This window comes from Streptomyces sp. NPDC058751 (assembly GCF_042746485.1).
Taxonomy (GTDB): domain Bacteria; phylum Actinomycetota; class Actinomycetes; order Streptomycetales; family Streptomycetaceae; genus Streptomyces.
The window spans coordinates 23,486-38,848 of sequence record NZ_JBHYPZ010000021.1 but is presented as its reverse complement, the minus strand read 5'-3'; the positions used below and the strand labels follow the sequence as shown (position 1 = coordinate 38,848).

Sequence of the window (15,363 nt, the reverse complement as noted above, 5' to 3'; positions counted from 1 at the left end):
CGGACGGCCCCGGGGACATCCCCGGGGCCGTCCGTGGGCCGTCCGAGAGGAACCGGCGACGACGAACGACGACAGGCGTCGACAGCCGGACCGCGGGTCGGAGGGGGCGTCAGGCCCCGGCGACCGACGCCAGGTAGGCGTTCGTCTTCTCGGGGTCGAAGAAGTACTCCTCGAAGTCGGCCGGGTCGTTGAAGCCGTTGGCGAAACGGTCGGCCACGGGCTGGAGTTGGCCCGCGGCGCCGATCAGGTTGAGAACGTGCTCCGGCGGGACGCCCAGCATCGCGTTCGTCCACTTGGTGACGTGCTGCGCGGTGTCCCAGTAGCGGTCGAACGTCGCCTGCATCCACTCCTCGTCGAACGGCTTGTCGCCCTGCTCGACGATCGAGGCGAGGTAGGCGGCGGCGCACTTGGAGGCCGAGTTGGAACCCTGGCCCGTGATCGGGTCGTTGGCGACGACGACGTCGGCGACACCGAGGACCAGTCCGCCGCCGGGGAGGCGGCCGATCGGGTTGCGGACGGTGGGGGCGTACCGCCCGGACAACGTGCCGCCCGCGTCGGTGAGTTCGACGTTCGTGGCGCGCGCGTACTCCCAGGGCGTGAACCGCTCCATGAGTTCCAGGGTCAGGGAGAGGTGCTCGGCGGGGTCCTTGACGCCGTTGAAGACGTCGAGCGGACCGCCGGGGACGCCCTCCCAGAACAGGATGTCGGCACGGCCCGAGGTGGTGAGGGTCGGCATGATGAACAGCTCGCCGACGCCGGGGACCAGGTTGCAGCGGACCGCCTCCTGGTCCGGGTGCTCCGGGCGCGGGCCCAGGCCGTGCACGTAGGACACGGCGAGGGCGCGCTGCGGCTCGGTGTACGGGGAGCGGGCGGCGTCACGGCCGAACATGGAGACGAGTTCGCCCTTGCCCGCCGAGACGAGCACCAGGTCGTACGCGCGGGAGAAGTAGTCGAGGTCGGAGACCGCGGCACCGTGGATGACCAGCTGGCCGCCGCGCTGGGCGAACGTCTCCATCCAGCCGGCCATCTTGACCCGCTGGTCGACCGACTGCGCGTAGCCGTCGAGCTTGCCGACCCAGTCGATGGCCCGCTGCGAGGGGCCCGGGTCGAAGGAGCCGGGGACCGCGACGGAGACCCCGAGCCCTTCGATCTTCGGGGCCTGGGACTCCCAGAAGTTCAGCTGAAGATCGCGCTCGTGCTGGAGCGCCCTGTCGAACATGCACTGCGTCGACATGACCCGGCCGGAGCGGATCTCGTCCGCCGTCCGGTTCGACATCAGGGTGACCTCGTACCCGTGCGACTGGAGTCCGAGGGCGAGCTGGAGTCCGGACTGACCGGCTCCGACGACGAGTATCTTCCGCATGCGGGTTGCTTCTCCCAGTCCTCGGGGGCCCCGCTTATTCGGGGCTGACTTCGAGTGCGTGGCCGACGAGCGCGAGCAGGGTCTCGACGACCGAGATCCGGCGGCGCGCGTCCATGATCATGACAGGTATGTGCGAGGGGACGGTAAGGGCCTCGCGCACGTCGTCCGGCTCGTACTCGTCGCTGCCGTCGAAGTGGTTGACGGCGACGACGTACGGCAGTCCGCAGCTCTCGAAGTAGTCGAGCGCCGGGAAGCAGTCCGAGAGGCGGCGGGTGTCGGCGAGGACCACCGCGCCGATCGCGCCGCGCACCAGGTCGTCCCACATGAACCAGAACCGCTCCTGGCCCGGCGTCCCGAAGAGGTAGAGCACCAGGTCGTCGTCGAGCGTGATGCGCCCGAAGTCCATGGCCACGGTGGTGGTCAGCTTGTCCGGCGTCCCCGTGAGGTCGTCGGTCTCCTCGCTGGCCCGGGTCATCAGCGCCTCCGTCTGGAGGGGCGTGATCTCCGAGACGGACGTGACGAGGGTGGTCTTGCCGGCGCCGAAGCCGCCGGCCACCACGATCTTCGTGGCGATCGGCGCGCGCGTGCGGTCCGTCTGCCAGGGCTGCAGATTCTCCTCTTCGTCGAGGAGGGGGGTGACGCCAGGTTCGGCGTCAGAGACGACGGAGTCCACTCAGAACCCTTTCCAGCAGAGCACGGTCCGGCTGTCCCGGACCGTGACCTGTTCCGTACACGCGGATCTTTCCCTGGTCCGCCAGGTCGCTCAGGAGCACTCGGACCACCCCGAGCGGCATCCTGAGGAGGGCGGAGATCTCCGCCACCGTACGCATCCGGCGGCAGAGTTCGACGATGGCCCGCATCTCGGGCATGACCCGGGCGGTGAGCGGGCCCGCCCCGTGGCTCAGCGCGTGGGAGGTGCCCCCGGTCAGCTCCTTGCGCACCTCCGGGGCGTCCAGCGCGGCCACGAACGTCTCCACCAGCAGGACGTGGCCGAAGCGCGTCCGTCCGCCGGTGAGCGAGTAGGGGCGTACGCGGGCGGGTTTTCGGTCGCCGCCGCGGACCGGGAGTTTCCTGACGCCGTTCGACACGGTCATCAGGCGCTCCCGGCGGCGGCGTCGGCCTCGATGGATTTTCGGAGCTCGATGCGCAGCTCGGGGGTCAGGACGTGTCCGGCCCGGCCGACGAAGAGCGCCATGTGGTACGCCACCACGCTCATGTCGCAGTCCGCGGAGCCGTGCACGCCGAGCAGCGAGCCGTCGCTGATCGCCATGACGAAGAGGCTGCCCTCGTCCATCGCGACCATGGTCTGCTTGACGCCGCCGTTGTCCATCAGCTTGGCGGCGCCGAGGGTGAGGCTGCCGATGCCGGAGACGATGGTGGCGAGGTCTGCCGCGGAGCCCTTGGGGCCCTTCGGCTTGGTGGTCCCGTCGGCCGTCCTCGCCTCGGCGTTGTGGCCGGGGTCGGAGGAGAGCAGGAGCAGGCCGTCGGAGGAGACGACCGCGACCGACTGGAGGCCGGGCACCTCCTCGACGAGATTGGTCAGCAGCCAGTGCAGGTTACGTGCTTCGCTGCTCAGGCCGAAGGTACTGGTCGCGGTCAACTGCTTGCCTCCTCGGCTGTGCCCCCGGCTTCCGCGTCCTGTGCGCCGGACCGGTGCGCGGTGGGCGCGGGTCCTGCGGGCGCGTGTGCGGGTGTGGGGGCCTGCGGGGTCTGTCCTTCGGGTGCGGGGGTCTCCGCCGTCCTTTCGGCGATCTCGGCCTCCACGTCGCGGCGGCCTTCGACGGCCCCCCGGTGGAACCCGCCGAGCCTGCGGCGCAGGGCGTCGGCGTCCACGCCGCCCACACGGGGCCTCGGGGCGGCGACGGGGGCGGAGATCTTCGGTGTGCGCTTGGGCAGGCCCTTGTCGGTGAGCCTGGGGTGTTCGTCGGGAACGCGCTCGTGGTCGTCGGGGCCGATGGCGTACGAGTCGTCGGCCTCCTCCTGACCCGCGGCCGGGTCGGCGTCGGCGTCCGCGGGTGCCTCGGTGACCGACGCCGCGGGGGCGTCCGCCTCGGGGGCCTCGGAAGCCGCGGCCGGTTCGGCGGCGGTCCCGTCCGGGCGGGAGGTCTCCTCGTCCGCGGCGGAGTGCGGTGCCGGGGCCTCCGGCTTGGAGGCCGCCGGGGCGAGCTCCGGGAGCAGCAGCTCCATCGTCGTCTCGGATACGCGCTCCGGCTCGGGCTCACGGGGGCCCGGGATGACCGGGGTCCGGACGTCCGGGCCGGCCTCGGGGGCCTGCGTCCCCTCGGGGGCCTGCGTCTTCTCGGGCGCCGTCTCCAGGTCGGATGCCGTATCCGGGCCGGATGCCGTATCCGGCTCGGTGACGGACTCCGGCTCGGTGGCGGACTCGGCTTCGGCGGCGGACTCCTTGAGGGCCGCCTCGGCCGCCGCGATCAGCGGGTCCTCGCCGTCGGCCGTGACCGGGACCGAGGCACGCCGGATCGAACGGCCGCGCAGCACGTTGGAGTTGGCCTCGGCGTCCGCGCCGGGCAGGGTCACCGCGGGGGCTCCCCCGACGATGCGCACGGAGGTGGGGACGGTGGACGCCGGGGCGGCGGCGAGCAGCGCCTTCGGGAGGACGACCACGGCGGCCACCCCGCCCTGCTTCTGCTCGCGCAGCTTCACCCGCACGCCGTGCCGGTGGGCGAGCCGGGCCACGACGTACAGGCCGAGCCCGAGTCCCTCGCCGCTCTCCTGGTCGTACGAATCCTCCGGCTCGAACTCGGAGAGGCGGACGTTGAGGTGCCTCATCCGGTCGTCGGTCATGCCGATGCCCTCGTCCTGCACGGAGAGCATCACGTCACCGCTCTCCAGCAGCCAGCCGGAGACCTCGACGGGGACGTCGGGCGGTGAGAACGAGGTGGCGTTCTCCAGGAGCTCGGCCAGCAGGTGGCTGATGTCGTCGGCGGCGAACCCGGCGATGTGCGCGTGCGGGGGCAGCGCGGCGATCCGTACCCGCTCGTACCGTTCGATCTCGCTGACCGACGCGCGGGCGACGTCGACGAGCGGGACCGGGTTCGCGTGGTGCTGGACGTGCTCGGCGCCCGCGAGGACGAGGAGGTTCTCGCTGTGCCGCCGCATGACGGTGGCGAAGTGGTCGAGCTTGAAGAGGGTGGCGAGGCGGTCCGGGTCCTGCTCGCGCTCCTCCAGGCTCTCGATGACGCCGAGCTGGCGCTCGACGAGGCCGAGGGTGCGCAGCGCGAGGTTCACGAAGGTGCTGTGGATGGTGCCGCGCACCTGCTCCAGGTGGGCCGCCGCCTCGGCGAGCTCGCCGCGCAGCCGGTCGCGCTCGTCGGCCGTCTGCTGGCGCTGGCCGATGAGGTGCTTGCGGTCGCCTTCGAGGGTGGTGTTGCGCTCGTGCAGCGTGACCACGTGCTTGTGCAGCGCGTTGACGGAGCGGACGACCTGGGCGAACTCGTCGTTGCGGCCGGTGAACCTGATCGGTTCCCCGGCGGCCGGGTCGGTGGCGAGCCGGGCCGAGCCGAGGCGCAGGACGGCGAGCGGCCGGGTGAGGGTGCGGGCCATGGCCATCGTCATGCCGGCCGCGACGAGCATCAGGACGCCGAGGAGGGTGACGCGCAGCTCCAGCGCGGTGACGTCGTCGTCCCGCAGCTTCTCCAGGTCCTTGGTGCGGTGCTCGTTGAGGGACGCCTCGGCGCCGCGCATCAGGTCGATCCGGGCGGACAGGGCCGCGTTCAGCTTCTTGGTGTCGGTGCCGAGCGCGGAGCCGGAGAGCTTGGGCTGCCCGGTGAGTCTCGCCAGGTACCTCTCCGCGGAGCCGACGTCGGGGCCGGTGACCGTGGAGTCGTACGACGTCGCGGCCTGCTCGGGCGCGGTCTCGCGGAAGTCCGCGATCGCCGCGTCGGAGCGCAGGCGCGCCTGCTGGGCGGCGGCGCTCAGCGCGTCACGCTGCTTGGTGTCGGCGGCCGACGAGACGGCCGTGGTGCTCGTCAGACCCGTGACCGGGTTGTAGACGCTCTGGGTGGTGTGCGGGACGCCGAAGGCCGCCAGGAGCAGTCCGCGGGCTGCGGCGGACTGCTGGACGGCGGTGTCCAGCTCGGCGAGGGCGTGCGAGCCGGAGCCCGCGCGCGGCGGCATCCGGTCGGCCAGGTCCTCGGCGAGGGCGTGGAGCTCGGCGATGGTGCCGGAGTACGCCTGGTGCGCCTCCAGGGCGGAGCTCTTCCCGGTGAGGGCCGCCCGCCTGAGGGTCGCGATGCCGTCGAGGTCCTCGAGCAGCGAGGCGGGGGCGTCCGCGTCCGAGCGCAGCTCGTCGACCTGCCGGTCGACCTGGGCGCTGCGCTGCTCGGAGGGCGCCTTGGTCTTGGGCCTGCCCGCGGCGACGTAGGAGGTGACCTCGTCGCGCTCGTCGGCCAGCGCGTGCGCGAGGGTCAGCGCCTGCTGGGTGCGCTGGGCGAGCGTCACCAGATTCTGGGAGTCGTTCAGCTGTTGTGAGGCCGACAGCACCATGGGCGCGCCTGCTCCGGCGATGGCGGCCGCGACGACCGCCACGGCCACGATCAGCCTGTTGCGCACATGGGCGGTCCTGCCCCGGCCCGTGGAGTCGGTGGCGTCGCCGACGACGCCGCCCTCTGTGGAGTTGGAGGCCGTCTTCTTGCCTGTGCGCCTCGGCCGCGTCTTCTGCACCGGTGCTCGCATTCCTGACTCGTGTACCCATTTGGGGCCCGGGTGACGTCCTGTCAATCGCGGCGTACGCCCGGTACGGATCCCGACCCTCCCAGTGCCGGTGGGCAGTGGTCCCGCATCATCTGACCCGCCACCCGAAGGAGTGAACATCGGAGGGGAGTTGGCGAGCAAGTCTCCCAGGTGCTCACGGGCGCCCTGTGCGGTGGGCCGGTTGGACGTCCGGGACGGGCTTTGGCAATATTCGCCGCCACGTTTTGCCGGAGTCGATCATTCCGGGCCAAACCCGGCGCCCGCGCCGCCGAACCGCACGTCGGACGTTCCCCGGCGTCCTCCGGGCACCCTTGTGAAGCCCTCGTGCAGACTGGCGGAATGCGCACTGAACTCGTGTCGGAGCCCGGAGACCCGGACCGCCCCAATGAGGACTTCGCATCGGTCGGGCTTCCCGCTTCAGGACAGGGCGGTTCGCTGGTCCTGCTCGACGGGGTGACGCCGCCCCGGAGCGACTACGGCTGTGTGCACCCGGTGCCCTGGTTCTGCGCGCGGCTCGGCGGAGCACTGACCGAACTGTCCGTTTCGCAGGGGGATTTGCCCCTCTCGGAGGTCCTGGCGCGGGCGATTCGCCGCGTCGCCGACGCGCACGCCGACACCTGTGACCTTTCTCACCCGCGCACGCCCCAGGCAACCGTGGTCCTCGCGCGGTGGTCCCCGGCGCAGGTGGAGTACCTGATCCTCTCGGACTCGGCCCTGCTGGTGGAGTCCCCCGCCGGCGAGGTCGCCGTCCTGATGGACGACCGTCTCGCGCGCCTGCCGCGCGCGGCCCTCGTCTCGGACGCCGTCGTCGACTCCACCGTCCGCAACATGGAGGGCGGCTTCTTCACGGCGGCCGCGGACCCGTCGGTGGCCTCGCGCGCGGTGACGGGCGTCCTCCCCCGGTCCTCGGTGCGCGCCCTGACGGCCCTCACGGACGGCGCCGCCCGGTGGGTGGAGAGGTTCCGGGCGGGCGACTGGGCCGAGCTGTTCGCGCTGGTGCGCGAGGAGGGCTCCGCCTCGCTCGTCGAGCGCGTACGGCGCCTGGAGCGCTCGGAGGCCGCGGAGCGGCCGGAGGGCCGGCGGGGCAAGACGCACGACGACGCGACGGTGGTGTTCGTGGAACTCCCGGAGGCACGGACGGGGCCGTGAGCGGCGGCGCGCATGCCGGCCTGACGGACCCCGGCATCGGCCGGAGCCGGCGGTGCGGGCGTCGGCCGGGGCGGCGAGCCCGGACATCGGCGGGCGCTGCGGCCCGGACATCGGCCGGGGCGGCGGGCCCGGGCGTCGGCCGAGGAAGCGGTCAGGCGTCCACCAGGGAAGCGGCGGCACGGATGCCGGCCGGAGGGAGGCGACGGGCCCGGCATCGGCCGGAGCCGACGGTACGGGCGTCGACCGGGGCGTCGAGCCCGGACATCGATCGGGAAGGCGGCCCGGGACGCGGCCCGGGCGTCGGCCGGGGATGGCGGGCCCGGGTGTCCGCCGGGGAAGCGGTGGCGGACCCGCCGGAGGTGGTGTGCGGGCGTCGGCCGGGTGGGGGCTACTTCTCCATGCCGCGGTTGAGCTGGTTCAGCAGCCGGGCGAGCTCGGCGACCTCGTTCTGGTCCCAGTGGGCGAGCTGGCGGACGTAGCGGGCACGGCGGGCCTCGCGGACGCTGGAGACACGGCCGCGGCCCTCCTCGGTGAGGTGGACGAGCCAGGCGCGGCCGTCGGCGGGGTCGGGTTCGCGCGCGACCAGGCCCAGCTCCTCCAGGGCGCGGAGCTGCCGGGACATCGTGGCCTTGCCGACGCCGATGTAGGCGGCGAGTTCCGTGGCGCGCTGGCGGCCGCACTCCTCGAGCCTGACGAGGAGTCCGTACGCGGCGGACTCCAGATCGGGGTGGACCTCGCGGGCCATCTCCCCCTGGTTGGCGCGGGCGCGGCGCAGGAACACGGTCAACTCGCGTTCCAGGGAAAGGAACTCGCGGTCCCCGCCGCCGAGCGCCGCGGGCCGGTCCACACCATTTCCCGACACACCGGATTCGACCGGACGTCCGCCGTCGTTTCCGCCCTCGTGCACGTCAGCACCCCTGACCCGGTTTCCCGATCCTGAAAGTTTCTGCCGGAACTCGCCGTTGCCGCAGCTCGGCCAGTATTTCGCAGGCGTAGACCAACGGCAGCCTCCGACCCCTCTTCCACGCCGTCGTCTACGTGCGTAGCTTCTTTATCAGACACCTTTACTGGCATGCGCACGCCACTCCCAGGTCAAGGACGACCTGATCCCCCCGGGGCACGCATGCCCGCGCTTTCCCCCCACCGAGCTCCACCGAGCTCCCCCTGCTGGGCTCCGGAGCTCCCTCGCCCTTCGGAGGCACGCACATGTCCGTGCACAGATCCGGAACGGCCCGCCGCCTGCGAGTGCTCGCGGCAGGAACCCTGCTCGTCGCCTTCTCCCTCCTCTCCGCCCTCCCCTCCTCCGCCGCCGACACCCCCGCCCGGGGCTCCGCCCGGATGGGCACCGGGGTCATCGCCCACGACGGCCAGGACGGCACGCCGTCCACCGGTGACGCCACCCAGACGGAAGGCGTCGACGTCTCCGGCCACCAGGGCAACGTCGCCTGGTCGACCCTGTGGAACAGCGGGGTCAGATGGGCCTACACCAAGGCGACCGAGGGGACGTACTACACGAACCCGTACTTCGCCCAGCAGTACAACGGCGCGTACAACGTCGGCATGATCCGCGGGTCGTACCACTTCGCGACCCCGGACACCACGACGGGTGCCGCCCAGGCCAACTACTTCGTCGACCACGGCGGCGGCTGGTCGGGCGACGGCAAGACGCTCCCCGGCACCCTCGACATCGAGTGGAACCCGTACGGGGCCGCCTGCTACGGCAAGTCGCAGAGCGCGATGGTGAGCTGGATCAGCAGCTTCCTCACCCAGTACCGGGCCAGGACCGGCCGTGACGCGGTGATCTACACGGCCGCGACCTGGTGGACCCAGTGCACCGGCAACCACGGCGGCTTCGCGTCCGACCACCCCCTGTGGATCGCCCGCTACGCCTCCGACCCGGGGACGCTCCCGGCGGGCTGGGGTTACTACACGATGTGGCAGTACACGTCGTCGGGCCCGACGGTCGGGGACCACGACAAGTTCAACGGCGCCCTGGACCGGGTCAAGGCCCTGGCCAACGGCTGACAGCACCCGCCGTACGACGGGACGCCGGCGTACGGCGAAGGCCCGGGCCTCCCTCACGGGACCCGGGCCTTCCCTTCCGGCGGCAGCCCGTCACGCCGCCACCGGAACCTCCGGCACCGCGCCGTTCGTCGCCGGCGCGAGTGCCAGCTGAAGGACCTGGCGGACGTCCGTGACGGTGTGGACGTCGAGCTTCTCCAGGACCTCGGCCGGGACGTCGTCCAGGTCGGCCTCGTTGCGCTTGGGGATGATCACGGTCGTGACACCCGCCCGGTGCGCGGCGAGCAGCTTCTGCTTCACCCCGCCGATCGGCAGCACCCGCCCGGTCAGCGAGACCTCACCGGTCATGGCCACGTCGGTGCGCACCAGCCGGCCCGACAGCAGCGACGCCAGGGCGGTCGTCATCGTGACGCCCGCGCTCGGACCGTCCTTGGGGACCGCGCCCGCCGGGAAGTGGATGTGCGCGCCCCGGTCCTTCAGGTCGCCGACGGGCAGTTCGAGCTCCGCGCCGTGCGAGCGCAGGAAGGAGAGCGCGATCTGCGCCGACTCCTTCATCACGTCGCCGAGCTGGCCGGTGAGGGTCAGTCCGGCCGCGCCCGTTTCCGGGTCGGCCAGCGACGCCTCCACGTAGAGGACGTCACCGCCCGCGCCGGTGACCGCGAGCCCCGTGGCGACACCGGGCACCGCCGTGCGGCGCTCGGCCGGGTCCTGCGCCGACTCCGGCACGTGGTGCGGACGCCCGATGAGCCCGCGCAGATCGGCGTCGGTCACCGTGAACGGCAGCTCCCGCTCGCCCAGTTCGTGCTGGGCCGCGACCTTGCGCAGCAACCGGGCGATGCCCCGCTCCAGGTTCCGCACGCCCGCTTCCCGGGTGTACTCCCCCGCGAGCCTGCGCAGCGCGCTCTCGTCGAGGACGACCTCGCCCTTCTCCAGGCCCGCCCGCTCCAGCTGGCGCGGCAGCAGGTGGTCCCGGGCGATGACGACCTTCTCGTCCTCGGTGTAGCCGTCGAGGCGGACCAGCTCCATGCGGTCGAGCAGGGCTTCCGGGATGGCTTCCAGGACGTTGGCCGTGGCGAGGAACACGACGTCGGACAGGTCGAGTTCGACCTCCAGGTAGTGGTCGCGGAAGGTGTGGTTCTGCGCCGGGTCGAGGACTTCGAGCAGGGCCGCCGCCGGGTCGCCCCGGAAGTCGGAGCCGACCTTGTCGATCTCGTCCAGCAGGACCACCGGGTTCATCGACCCGGCCTCCTTGACCGCTCGGACGATCCGGCCGGGCAGCGCGCCGACGTACGTACGGCGGTGTCCGCGGATCTCGGCCTCGTCCCGGACGCCGCCGAGGGCGACGCGGACGAACTTGCGGCCCATGGCATGGGCGACGGACTCGCCGAGCGAGGTCTTTCCGACGCCGGGCGGGCCGACGAGTGCGAGCACGGCGCCGCCGCGCCGCCCGCCGACGACTCCGAGGCCCCGGTCCGAGCGCCGCTTGCGCACGGCCAGGTACTCGGTGATGCGCTCCTTCACGTCCTCCAGACCGGCGTGCTCGGCGTCGAGCACGGCCCGGGCGCCCCTGATGTCGTACGCGTCCTCGGTCCGTTCGTTCCACGGCAGCTCCAGGACGGTGTCGAGCCAGGTCCGGATCCAGCCGCCCTCGGGCGACTGGTCACTGGACCGCTCCAGCTTCTCGACCTCCTTGAGCGCCGCCTCGCGGACGTTCTCCGGGAGGTCGGCGGCCTCGACCCGGGCGCGGTAGTCGTCGGTCTCGTCCTCGCCTCCCTCTCCCTTGAGGTCGCGCAGCTCCTTGCGCACCGCTTCGAGCTGGCGCCGCAGCAGGAACTCGCGCTGCTGCTTGTCGACGCCCTCCTGGACGTCCTTGGCGATGGACTCGGCGACGTCCTGCTCGGCGAGGTGCTCGCGGAGCTGCTCGGTGGCGAGCTTGAGCCGGGCCACCGGGTCGGCGGTCTCCAGGAGCTCGACCTTCTGTTCCACGGTGAGGAAGGGTGAGTAACCGGAATTGTCGGCAAGGGCGGAGACGTCGTCGATCTGCTGCACCCGGTCCACGACCTGCCAGGCGGCGCGCTTGCGCAGCCAGCTCGTGGCCAGGGCCTTGTACTCCTTCACCAGGTCGGCGACCTTGCCGGGCAGGGGTTCGGGCACGGTCTCCTCGACCCGGGTGCCCTCGACCCACAGCGCGGCACCGGGACCGGTGGTCCCCGCGCCCACCCTCACGCGCCCGCGCCCCCGGATCAGCGCGCCCGGGTCACCGTCGGCCAGCCGGCCGACCTGCTCGACCGTGCCGAGCACTCCGGTGCCCGCGTAGGTCCCGTCGATGCGCGGCACCAGGAGTACCTGAGGCTTTCCGGGCGTTGAACGGGCGGCGGCCTGGGCTGCCTCCACCGCGGCGCGCACATCGGTGTCGTTCAGGTCCAGCGGAACCACCATCCCGGGCAGCACCACCTCGTCGTCGAGCGGCAGCACGGGCAGGGTGAGTGATGCGGACGTCGAAGCCATGATCTCCCCTTCGGCAGTCAAGTTGAGCTATGCCGACTCAATGCACGGGGGCTCCGCAATGTTCCCCGATGACCGTTCGCTGTGAGCGATCGCTTACGGGCTCCCGGAGGCCGCCCGGGATGCGGGGTGGCCGTCCGGCTCGGATGGTGGAGTCATGAACCATCACCTCGCCCAGAACAAGCTCGACATCGACACCCGTCTCGTCACGGTCGGCGCCGCGCTCACCGCGGCCGGCGCCCTGGTGGCGTGCACCGGCATGGTCATCGCGGCCGGCGCCGTGGTCTCCGCGGGCCGGCGCATGATCCGCGCCATGGACGTGCCCCCGTCGCAGGCGGCGGCCATGAAGTGGCGGCAGGCCAAGGAAGCCTCCCTGGCCGGCATGGAGGCGTGGCACTCCGCGTCCCACGCCCAGAACGGGGCCCACCACCGCTGACCGGTCCCCTCCGGCCCGGCCTCCTCCGCCCTACCCTCCCTCCGACGGCTCAACGGGCCGCCTCCCGTCCGCCGGGGGAGGGGAGAAAGGGGCGCCTGCGGGACGCGTCAACCTCGTGCGGCCGCCGTCACCCCGGGAGCCGAGAGAGCCGTTCCCGGCGAAATCCCGGAACCCGTACAGGTGAAAATGCCAGGATGGCGGCCATGACCGCCTCGTACGAGACTCCCGAAGTCATCGACCGCCGCCAGGGTCCGTACGGGGAGGTCGTGCTGCGGCGCCACGGCGACCTGCTGCAGATCATCGCCAACGGGTGCTTCCTGATGGACACCTCCGACGGGCGCTCCGAGCGGCTGCTCATGGACGCGGCGTACGACGCCCTGGACGGGCGCCCGGAGCCGAGCGTGCTGATCGGCGGGCTGGGCGTCGGGTTCTCGCTGGCGCACGCCGCGGCCGACCGGCGCTGGGGGCGCATCACCGTCGTCGAGCGCGAACGGGCGATCGTCGGCTGGCACCGGGACGGCCCCCTCGCCGCGCTGTCGGCCCGGGCGCTCGCCGATCCGCGCACCGACATCGTCGAGCGGGATCTCGTCGAGTACGTCGCCGAGATCTCCGACACGTTCGACGCCCTGTGCCTCGACATCGACAACGGACCCGGCTGGACGGTCACCGAAGGCAACGCGGGACTGTACGGACCGTCCGGACTGGCGAGCTGCGCAAGGGCGTTGAGGCCGGGCGGGGTCCTCGCCGTGTGGTCGGCGCAGCCCTCCCCGGAGTTCGAGGGAACCCTGCGTGATGCCGGATTCCATCGGGTGCGCACCGAAATGATCCCTGTTGCCCGAGGCGTTCCCGACGTGGTGCACCTCGCGGTAAGACCTGGATAGCCGCGGCGCACCCACTGCCCGTACCCTGCTTGCCTGGCGCGGATCATTCAAGCGTCAAGCGCAGTCATGGGATCACCCCACGGATTCCGGAAAGCACACTTCAGGGGCGGGCGATGGAGCAGACACACACCTCCCAGAACGGCACGGCGGCGACCCCGGGCGCTCAGCGCCGGGTCCTGGTCGTCGAGGACGACCCCACGATCGTCGACGCCATCGCGGCCCGTCTGCGAGCCGAGGGATTCCTCGTGCAAACCGCGGGCGACGGCCCGGCCGCCGTCGACACCGCCGAGGCATGGCAGCCCGACCTGCTGATCCTCGACATCATGCTGCCCGGCTTCGACGGTCTGGAGGTCTGCCGGCGCGTGCAGGCCGCCCGCCCGGTGCCGGTGCTGATGCTCACCGCGCGCGACGACGAGACCGACATGCTGGTCGGGCTCGGGGTCGGCGCCGACGACTACATGACCAAGCCGTTCTCGATGCGCGAGCTGGCCGCCCGGGTGCACGTCCTGCTGCGCAGGGTCGAGCGCGCGGTGGTCGCGGCCTCCACCCCGCGCAGCGGCATCCTGCGGCTCGGCGAGCTGGAGATCGACCACGCGCAGCGCCGGGTGCGGGTCCGCAGCGAGGACGTCCACCTCACCCCGACCGAGTTCGACCTGCTCGTCTGCCTCGCGAACACCCCGCGTGCCGTACTCTCGCGCGAGCAGTTGCTCGCCGAGGTGTGGGACTGGGCGGACGCCTCCGGCACCCGGACGGTCGACAGCCACATCAAGGCGCTGCGCCGCAAGATCGGCGCCGAGCGGATCCGTACGGTCCACGGCGTCGGCTACGCGCTGGAGACCCCGACTCCCTGAGCCGGGTTTCGTAGAAGACGTCGGGACCCGTTCGACGGGACCCGCGTGAGGGGCTGATGTGATGAGCGGACTCGGAGAGCGGGGACGCGGGCTCGGCGAGCGCGCGTCCGCGGAGCGCAGGAGCTCGGGTTCCTGGGGCGAGGTGCGGCCCTTCTCGATCAAGACCAAGCTGGGCGCGCTGGTCGTCATATCCGTGCTCATCACGACCGGTCTGTCGATGATCGCGGTGCACACCAAGACGGAGCTCCGCTTCATCACGGTCTTCTCGATGATCGCCACCCTGCTGATCACGCAGTTCGTGGCGCACTCGCTCACCGCGCCGCTGGACGAGATGAACGCGGTGGCCCGCTCCATATGGCACGGGGACTACACCCGCCGGGTGCGCGACGACCGGCGGGACGAGCTGGGCGACCTGGCCCAGACGATCAACCTCATGGCCGACGAGCTGGAGGCCCAGGACCGTCAGCGCAAGGAGCTCGTGGCGAACGTCTCGCACGAGCTGCGGACCCCCATCGCGGGGCTCCGCGCCGTCCTGGAGAACGTCGTGGACGGTGTCTCCGAGGCCGATCCCGAGACGATGCGCACCGCGCTGAAGCAGACGGAGCGGCTCGGGCGGCTGGTGGAGACCCTCCTCGACCTGTCCCGGCTGGACAACGGCGTCGTACCGCTGCGCAGGCGGCGTTTCGAGGTGTGGCCGTATCTGTCCGGGGTGCTGAAGGAGGCCAACATGGTCGCCTCCGCGCGCGCGGACCTCACCTCGGGCTCCGGCGGCGGCCACACCCGTACGGACGTCCATCTGCACCTCGACGTGTCCCCGCCGGAGCTGACCGCGCACGCGGACCCGGAGCGGATCCACCAGGTCGTGGCGAACCTCATCGACAACGCGGTCAAGCACAGCCCGCCGCACGGCCGGGTGACGGTACGGGCCAGGCGCGGCGACCTTCCCGAGTCGCTGGCCCTGGAGGTCCTGGACGAGGGGCCCGGCATTCCGAAGTCGGAGTGGCACCGCGTCTTCGAGCGGTTCAACCGCGGAGGGGTGCCCGCGCCGCACGGTCCGGGCAGCGACGGCGGTACGGGACTGGGGCTCGCGATCGCCCGCTGGGCCGTGGATCTGCACGGCGGACGCATCGGTGTGGCCGAATCTCAGCGGGGCTGCCGGATCCAGGTCATCCTTCCGGGCCTCCCTTCTCTGCCAAGTTGACGTAAAGTTCGAACCGGAGCCACAAGATCCATCGCTGTCGCCGCGCGCGTACACGTGTGATCAGGCACAGGGCCGCGTGAGGCATGCCGCGACCCCGGGCCGACGTACCCATTCCGATGCGGAACCACGCTTGTTTCCCGCCATTTCCATGGGCGAAACACGGAATCCGATGTGACTTACGCGACGTTGGACGGGCCCGGCCTGACCTTCTCGGCCGGGGAGGCGTAGCCTTTATTCCCGCTGTC

General features: G+C 71.9%; 13 protein-coding genes. 6 read left to right on the top strand and 7 right to left on the bottom strand.

Going from position 1 to position 15,363, the window contains the following annotated elements; genetic code table 11:
• Positions 1–109 precede the first annotated feature (109 nt).
• Genes ACFW6B_RS20325 through ACFW6B_RS20305 form a run of 5 tightly spaced genes read right to left on the bottom strand, consistent with a single transcriptional unit; the run spans position 110 to position 6,043 of the window.
• A complete protein-coding gene (locus tag ACFW6B_RS20325; protein WP_386597847.1) occupies positions 110–1,363 on the bottom strand; it encodes a styrene monooxygenase/indole monooxygenase family protein in 1,254 nt (417 codons plus the stop codon).
• 34 nt (positions 1,364–1,397) lie between these two features.
• Complete coding sequence (locus tag ACFW6B_RS20320) at positions 1,398–2,036, bottom strand: ATP/GTP-binding protein (RefSeq protein ID WP_386597846.1); 639 nt, start codon at positions 2,034–2,036, stop codon at positions 1,398–1,400.
• Positions 2,017–2,457 (bottom strand): DUF742 domain-containing protein, encoded by a 441-nt coding sequence (locus ACFW6B_RS20315; protein ID WP_386597845.1) that lies wholly within the window; start codon positions 2,455–2,457, stop codon positions 2,017–2,019. The genes ACFW6B_RS20320 and ACFW6B_RS20315 overlap by 20 nt, the downstream gene beginning before the upstream one ends.
• The gene (locus ACFW6B_RS20310; RefSeq protein WP_386597844.1) at positions 2,457–2,963 is read right to left on the bottom strand and encodes a roadblock/LC7 domain-containing protein; all 507 of its coding nucleotides are present in this window, start codon (positions 2,961–2,963) and stop codon (positions 2,457–2,459) included. The genes ACFW6B_RS20315 and ACFW6B_RS20310 overlap by 1 nt, the downstream gene beginning before the upstream one ends.
• Positions 2,960–6,043, bottom strand: coding sequence for a nitrate- and nitrite sensing domain-containing protein (locus ACFW6B_RS20305; protein ID WP_386597843.1), 3,084 nt, complete (start codon positions 6,041–6,043; stop codon positions 2,960–2,962). The genes ACFW6B_RS20310 and ACFW6B_RS20305 overlap by 4 nt, the downstream gene beginning before the upstream one ends.
• Before the next feature lie 369 nt (positions 6,044–6,412).
• Here ACFW6B_RS20305 and ACFW6B_RS20300 point away from each other — a divergent pair, with 369 nt between their 5' ends.
• Entirely contained in the window at positions 6,413–7,222 is an 810-nt protein-coding gene (locus ACFW6B_RS20300; RefSeq protein ID WP_386597842.1) for a protein phosphatase 2C domain-containing protein, read from the top strand.
• A gap of 388 nt (positions 7,223–7,610) precedes the next feature.
• On the opposite strand, the gene ACFW6B_RS20295 is transcribed toward ACFW6B_RS20300, so the two are convergent.
• Positions 7,611–8,129 (bottom strand): MarR family winged helix-turn-helix transcriptional regulator, encoded by a 519-nt coding sequence (locus ACFW6B_RS20295; RefSeq protein WP_386597840.1) that lies wholly within the window; start codon positions 8,127–8,129, stop codon positions 7,611–7,613.
• A gap of 299 nt (positions 8,130–8,428) precedes the next feature.
• Here ACFW6B_RS20295 and ACFW6B_RS20290 point away from each other — a divergent pair, with 299 nt between their 5' ends.
• Positions 8,429–9,247 carry a lysozyme gene (locus ACFW6B_RS20290; protein ID WP_386597839.1) on the top strand — a complete coding sequence of 273 codons (819 nt, stop codon included), beginning with the start codon at positions 8,429–8,431 and terminating at the stop codon, positions 9,245–9,247.
• A gap of 90 nt (positions 9,248–9,337) precedes the next feature.
• On the opposite strand, the gene lon is transcribed toward ACFW6B_RS20290, so the two are convergent.
• Positions 9,338–11,752 carry an endopeptidase La gene (gene lon / locus ACFW6B_RS20285; protein WP_386597838.1) on the bottom strand — a complete coding sequence of 805 codons (2,415 nt, stop codon included), beginning with the start codon at positions 11,750–11,752 and terminating at the stop codon, positions 9,338–9,340.
• A 154-nt stretch (positions 11,753–11,906) separates the two neighbouring features.
• Here lon and ACFW6B_RS20280 point away from each other — a divergent pair, with 154 nt between their 5' ends.
• From ACFW6B_RS20280 to ACFW6B_RS20265, 4 genes are all read left to right on the top strand, one after another.
• On the top strand, positions 11,907–12,185 hold the full coding sequence (locus ACFW6B_RS20280; protein ID WP_386597837.1) for a hypothetical protein: 279 nt from the start codon (positions 11,907–11,909) through the stop codon (positions 12,183–12,185).
• 203 nt (positions 12,186–12,388) lie between these two features.
• Complete coding sequence (locus tag ACFW6B_RS20275; RefSeq protein ID WP_386597942.1) at positions 12,389–13,066, top strand: spermidine synthase; 678 nt, start codon at positions 12,389–12,391, stop codon at positions 13,064–13,066.
• A gap of 113 nt (positions 13,067–13,179) precedes the next feature.
• Positions 13,180–13,917 carry a response regulator transcription factor gene (locus tag ACFW6B_RS20270; RefSeq protein ID WP_037620929.1) on the top strand — a complete coding sequence of 246 codons (738 nt, stop codon included), beginning with the start codon at positions 13,180–13,182 and terminating at the stop codon, positions 13,915–13,917.
• A 61-nt stretch (positions 13,918–13,978) separates the two neighbouring features.
• Entirely contained in the window at positions 13,979–15,118 is a 1,140-nt protein-coding gene (locus tag ACFW6B_RS20265) for an ATP-binding protein (protein WP_386597835.1), read from the top strand.
• Positions 15,119–15,363: the final 245 nt, after the last annotated feature.

Excerpts from the sequence above, each read along its gene's own strand:
- ACFW6B_RS20325 (WP_386597847.1), bottom strand. The coding sequence starts at position 1,363 with ATGCGGAAGATACTCGTCGTCGGAGCCGGTCAGTCCGGACTCCAGCTC.
- ACFW6B_RS20290 (WP_386597839.1), top strand. The coding sequence starts at position 8,429 with ATGTCCGTGCACAGATCCGGAACGGCCCGCCGCCTGCGAGTGCTCGCG.
- ACFW6B_RS20315 (WP_386597845.1), bottom strand. The coding sequence starts at position 2,457 with ATGACCGTGTCGAACGGCGTCAGGAAACTCCCGGTCCGCGGCGGCGAC.
- lon (WP_386597838.1), bottom strand. The coding sequence starts at position 11,752 with ATGGCTTCGACGTCCGCATCACTCACCCTGCCCGTGCTGCCGCTCGAC.
- ACFW6B_RS20275 (WP_386597942.1), top strand. The coding sequence starts at position 12,389 with ATGACCGCCTCGTACGAGACTCCCGAAGTCATCGACCGCCGCCAGGGT.
- ACFW6B_RS20300 (WP_386597842.1), top strand. The coding sequence starts at position 6,413 with ATGCGCACTGAACTCGTGTCGGAGCCCGGAGACCCGGACCGCCCCAAT.
- ACFW6B_RS20270 (WP_037620929.1), top strand. The coding sequence starts at position 13,180 with ATGGAGCAGACACACACCTCCCAGAACGGCACGGCGGCGACCCCGGGC.
- ACFW6B_RS20265 (WP_386597835.1), top strand. The coding sequence starts at position 13,979 with ATGAGCGGACTCGGAGAGCGGGGACGCGGGCTCGGCGAGCGCGCGTCC.
- ACFW6B_RS20280 (WP_386597837.1), top strand. The coding sequence starts at position 11,907 with ATGAACCATCACCTCGCCCAGAACAAGCTCGACATCGACACCCGTCTC.